The sequence below is a fragment of the Vreelandella halophila genome, assembly GCF_009856365.1.
GTDB lineage: Bacteria > Pseudomonadota > Gammaproteobacteria > Pseudomonadales > Oleiphilaceae > Halospina > Halospina utahensis_B.
In genome coordinates, this window is the sequence record NZ_WMEX01000014.1 from 1 (window position 1) to 5365 (window position 5365).

General features: G+C 56.5%; 2 tRNA genes and 3 rRNA genes. All 5 read right to left on the reverse strand.

The features are described from left to right. Positions 1-32: 32 nt before the first annotated feature. Positions 33-147: ribosomal RNA gene (gene rrf, locus GLW01_RS15415) — 5S ribosomal RNA — on the reverse strand. Between the two features lie 85 nt (positions 148-232). Further along, a 23S ribosomal RNA gene (locus tag GLW01_RS15420) occupies positions 233-3121 on the reverse strand. A gap of 253 nt (positions 3122-3374) precedes the next feature. After that, positions 3375-3450: transfer RNA gene (locus tag GLW01_RS15425), tRNA-Ala, on the reverse strand. 35 nt (positions 3451-3485) lie between these two features. Beyond that, positions 3486-3562 (reverse strand) — tRNA-Ile (locus GLW01_RS15430). A 110-nt stretch (positions 3563-3672) separates the two neighbouring features. Then, a 16S ribosomal RNA gene (locus GLW01_RS15435) occupies positions 3673-5202 on the reverse strand. Together the 16S, 23S and 5S rRNA genes with 2 tRNA genes alongside form the textbook arrangement of a ribosomal RNA operon. Positions 5203-5365 lie beyond the last annotated feature (163 nt).

Below are 5365 nucleotides of genomic sequence, written 5' to 3' on the forward strand. Positions count from 1 at the left end.
ACGGCGATGCCGGCGGGGCTTTGGGTATAGGAGCCTGACGATGACCTACTCTCACATGGGATCTCCCACACTACCATCGGCGCTGGGCGGTTTCACTTCTGAGTTCGGCATGGGATCAGGTGGTTCCCGCCCGCTGTGGTCGTCAGGCAAAAAAGGGTGTGGCAAGCAAGTGTGTCTGGTGTTGGGTGGCACTGGCTCAAGCGTTGATCCGGAGCATGCGCTGGGGTGTTATATAGTCAAGCCTCACGAGCCATTAGTACCGGTTAGCTTAACGCCTTGCAGCGCTTCCACACCCGGCCTATCCACGTCCTGGTCTTGGACGGCTCTTGAGGGGCCTCGAGGGCCCGGGGAGATTTCATCTTGGAAGGGGCTTCCCGCTTAGATGCCTTCAGCGGTTATCCTGTCCGAACTTAGCTACCCGGCAATGCCACTGGCGTGACAACCGGAACACCAGAGGTTCGTCCACTCCGGTCCTCTCGTACTAGGAGCAGCTTTCCTCAAATCTCCAACGTCCACGGCAGATAGGGACCGAACTGTCTCACGACGTTCTAAACCCAGCTCGCGTACCACTTTAAATGGCGAACAGCCATACCCTTGGGACCGGCTTCAGCCCCAGGATGTGATGAGCCGACATCGAGGTGCCAAACACCGCCGTCGATGTGAACTCTTGGGCGGTATCAGCCTGTTATCCCCGGAGTACCTTTTATCCGTTGAGCGATGGCCCTTCCATACAGAACCACCGGATCACTAAGACCTGCTTTCGCACCTGCTCGACGAGTATGTCTCGCAGTCAAGCGGGCTTGTGCCTTTACACAAACCGCACGATGTCCGACCGTGCTTAGCCCACCTTTGTGCTCCTCCGTTACGCTTTGGGAGGAGACCGCCCCAGTCAAACTACCCACCACACAGTGTCCTCGTCCCGGGTAACGGGACTGAGTTAGAACCTCAAACAACCCAGGCTGGTATTTCAAGGACGGCTCCACGGTGACTGGCGTCACCGTTTCAAAGCCTCCCAGCTATCCTACACAAGACTGCTCAAAGTTCACTGTGAAGCTATAGTAAAGGTTCACGGGGTCTTTCCGTCTGGCCGCGGATACACTGCATCTTAACAGCGATTTCAATTTCACTGAGTCTCGGGTAGAGACAGCGCCCCCATCGTTACGCCATTCGTGCAGGTCGGAACTTACCCGACAAGGAATTTCGCTACCTTAGGACCGTTATAGTTACGGCCGCCGTTTACCGGGGCTTCGATCAAGGGCTTCGCCTGAGCTAACCCCATCAATTAACCTTCCGGCACCGGGCAGGCGTCACACCGTATACATCCTCTTTCGAGTTCGCACAGTGCTGTGTTTTTAGTAAACAGTCGCAGGGGCCTGGTATCTTCGACCGCCTCGAGCTCGGGGAGCGAGTCCCGTCACCCTAGCGCGGCGTGCCTTCTCCCGAAGTTACGGCACCATTTTGCCTAGTTCCTTTACCCGAGTTCTCTCAAGCGCCTTGGGATTCTCACCCTGACCACCTGTGTTGGTTTGGGGTACGGTCCCACGTGAGCTGAAGCTTAGAGGCTTTTCCTGGGAGCATGGCATCAGCGGCTTCGCGCCCTTGGGCGCTCGTCGTCGCGTCTCGGCTTGCGGTGGCGGATTTGCCTACCACCGCGGCCTACTCGCTTGAACCGGGACAACCACTCGCCCGGCTCCGCCTAGCCTTCTCCGTCCCCCCATCGCACTCACGCGAGGTACGGGAATATTAACCCGTTTCCCATCGACTACACCTTTCGGTCTCGTCTTAGGGGCCGACTCACCCTGCGCCGATTGGCGTTGCGCAGGAAACCTTGGTCATCCGGCGAGGAGGGTTTTCACCTCCTTGATCGTTACTCATGTCAGCATTCGCACTTGTGATACCTCCAGCACACCTCTCGATGCACCTTCGCAGGCCTACACAACGCTCCTCTACCACGCCTAAAAGGCGTCCGCAGCTTCGGTGACCGGTTTAGCCCCGTTACATCTTCCGCGCAGGCCGACTCGACTAGTGAGCTATTACGCTTTCTTTAAAGGATGGCTGCTTCTAAGCCAACCTCCTAGCTGTCTGTGCCTTCCCACATCGTTTCCCACTGAACCGGTACTTGGGGACCTTAGCTGGCGGTCTGGGTTGTTGCCCTCTTGAGCACGGACGTTAGCACCCATGCTCTGTCTCCCGTGATTGCACTTGGCGGTATTCGGAGTTTGCAAGGGGTTGGTAAGCCGAGATGGCCCCCGAGCCCAAACAGTGCTCTACCCCCGCCAGTGATACACGAGGCGCTACCTAAATAGCTTTCGAGGAGAACCAGCTATCTCCGGGCTTGATTAGCCTTTCACTCCGATCCACAACTCATCCCCCCATTTTTCAACATAGGTGGGTTCGGGCCTCCAGTCGGTGTTACCCGACCTTCACCCTGGCCATGGATAGATCGCCCGGTTTCGGGTCTACTCCCAGCGACTGTGTTCGCCCATTTAAGACTCGGTTTCCCTGCGGCTCCCCTAGACGGTTAACCTTGCCACTGAAAGTAAGTCGCTGACCCATTATACAAAAGGTACGCGGTCACACCCCGAGGGGTGCTCCCACTGCTTGTACGCAAACGGTTTCAGGGTCTATTTCACTCCCCTCACAGGGGTTCTTTTCGCCTTTCCCTCACGGTACTGGTTCACTATCGGTCAGTCAGGAGTATTTAGCCTTGGAGGATGGTCCCCCCGTATTCAGACAGGTTTTCACGGTCCCCGTCCTACTCGATTTCACTTATGGGCGCGTTTCGCGTACGAGACTATCACTCTCTATGGTGTGACTTTCCAGACACTTCCACTACCCACCCACAAGCTTAAGGGCTAATCCCCGTTCGCTCGTCGCTACTTGGGGAATCTCGGTTGATTTCTTTTCCTCCGGGTACTTAGATATTTCAGTTCCCCGGGTTCGCCTCGCCCGCCTATGTATTCAGCGGGCGATACCTGGCCGAAACCAGGTGGGTTTCCCCATTCGGAGATCGCCGGATCGAAGGTTGTTTGCCACCTCCCCGACGCTTATCGCAGGCTGCCACGTCCTTCATCGCCTCTGACTGCCAAGGCATCCACCGTTTGCGCTTATTCGCTTGACTATATAACCCGCAGCACACGCTCAGCGTGCGCGCAGGCTACTGCCATTACGCCGGATTCAACGCTTGAGTCAGTGCCACGACCCCAATCCACTGATTGCGGATTGCGGTCAATGAACATCAGACTTTCAATTCATTGCTTGCCACTTTGTTAAAGAGCATCGTGATGCGAAATCACAGATCAGTTTTCTCGGCGAAAAAACTCATCTTTGATCACATCGCGGATCACCTCAGCCGATCTCGGCCGATTCGAAACTGGTGGAGCCGAGGAGAATCGAACTCCTGACCTCCTGCGTGCAAGGCAGGCGCTCTCCCAACTGAGCTACGGCCCCTTTGCCACCAACCACAACCACCCCGGCGGCGGTTCTGGTGGGTCTGGGTGGACTTGAACCACCGACCTCACCCTTATCAGGGGTGCGCTCTGACCAACTGAGCTACAGACCCAAACTTGCCAAGGGCTTTCACCCTTCCGGGCCCAGCCCAGATCGCGTTCATGCTCTTTACAACGGGTCAGATTATTTGTTGTGGACGCTGGCGTGGCGCCGGCGTGTCGATAAGGAGGTGATCCAGCCGCAGGTTCCCCTACGGCTACCTTGTTACGACTTCACCCCAGTCGTGAACCACACCGTGGCGATCGTTCTCCCGAAGGTTAAACTAACCGCTTCTGGTGCAGTCCACTCCCATGGTGTGACGGGCGGTGTGTACAAGGCCCGGGAACGTATTCACCGCAGCATTCTGATCTGCGATTACTAGCGATTCCGACTTCACGGAGTCGAGTTGCAGACTCCGATCCGGACTACGAGGCGTTTTAAGGGATTCGCTTGCACTCGCGCGCTTGCTGCCCTCTGTGCGCCCCATTGTAGCACGTGTGTAGCCCTGGCCGTAAGGGCCATGATGACCTGACGTCATCCCCACCTTCCTCCGGTTTGTCACCGGCAGTCTCCCTAGAGTTCCCGGCCGGACCGCTGGCAACTAAGGACAAGGGTTGCGCTCGTTACGGGACTTAACCCAACATCTCACGACACGAGCTGACGACGGCCATGCAGCACCTGTCACTGCGCTCCCGAAGGCACCAAGGTATCTCTACCAAGTTCGCAGGATGTCAAGACCAGGTAAGGTTCTTCGCGTTGCGTCGAATTAAACCACATGCTCCACCGCTTGTGCGGGCCCCCGTCAATTCATTTGAGTTTTAACCTTGCGGCCGTACTCCCCAGGCGGAGAACTTATCGCGTTAGCTGCGTCACTAAGGCTCTAATAGCCCCAACGACTAGTTCTCAGCGTTTACAGCGTGGACTACCAGGGTATCTAATCCTGTTTGCTACCCACGCTTTCGCACCTCAGCGTCAATGTCAGCCCAGGCAGTCGCCTTCGCCACTGGTGTTCCTCCAGATATCTACGCATTTCACCGCTACACCTGGAATTCCACTGCCCTCTGCTGCATTCTAGCTTGGCAGTTCGAATTGCCATTCCCAGGTTGAGCCCGGGGCTTTCACAACTCGCTTACCAAACCGCCTACGCGCCCTTTACGCCCAGTAATTCCGATTAACGCTTGCACCCTCCGTATTACCGCGGCTGCTGGCACGGAGTTAGCCGGTGCTTCTTCTGCAGGTAACGTCAACACTGACCGGTATTAACGATCAGCTTTTCCTCCCTGCTGAAAGTGCTTTACAACCCTAAGGCCTTCTTCACACACGCGGCATGGCTGGATCAGGGTTGCCCCCATTGTCCAATATTCCCCACTGCTGCCTCCCGTAGGAGTCCGGGCCGTGTCTCAGTCCCGGTGTGGCTGATCATCCTCTCAGACCAGCTACGGATCGTCGCCTTGGTAGGCCATTACCCCACCAACTAACTAATCCGACATGGGCCCATCCAATAGCGCGAGCCGGAGCCCGCTTTCCCCCTCAGGGCGTATGCGGTATTAATCCGGGTTTCCCCGGGCTATCCCCCACTACTGGGTAAGTTCCCATGCGTTACTCACCCGTCCGCCGCTCGCCAGCCTCCCGAAGGAGCTGCTGCCGCTCGACTTGCATGTGTTAGGCCTGCCGCCAGCGTTCAATCTGAGCCATGATCAAACTCTTCAGTTTAAATCATTCCGATGGCGTACCATCGTTATACAAGCTCAAAGACCGCACTCGAATCAACGAGCACTGACTTTGATGATCGCACCGACCACCACAGCCAGCGCCCACACAAATAACCTGACCCCATTGTTAAAGAACCTCAGAAGGCGTTAAGCCCCTGATTGGA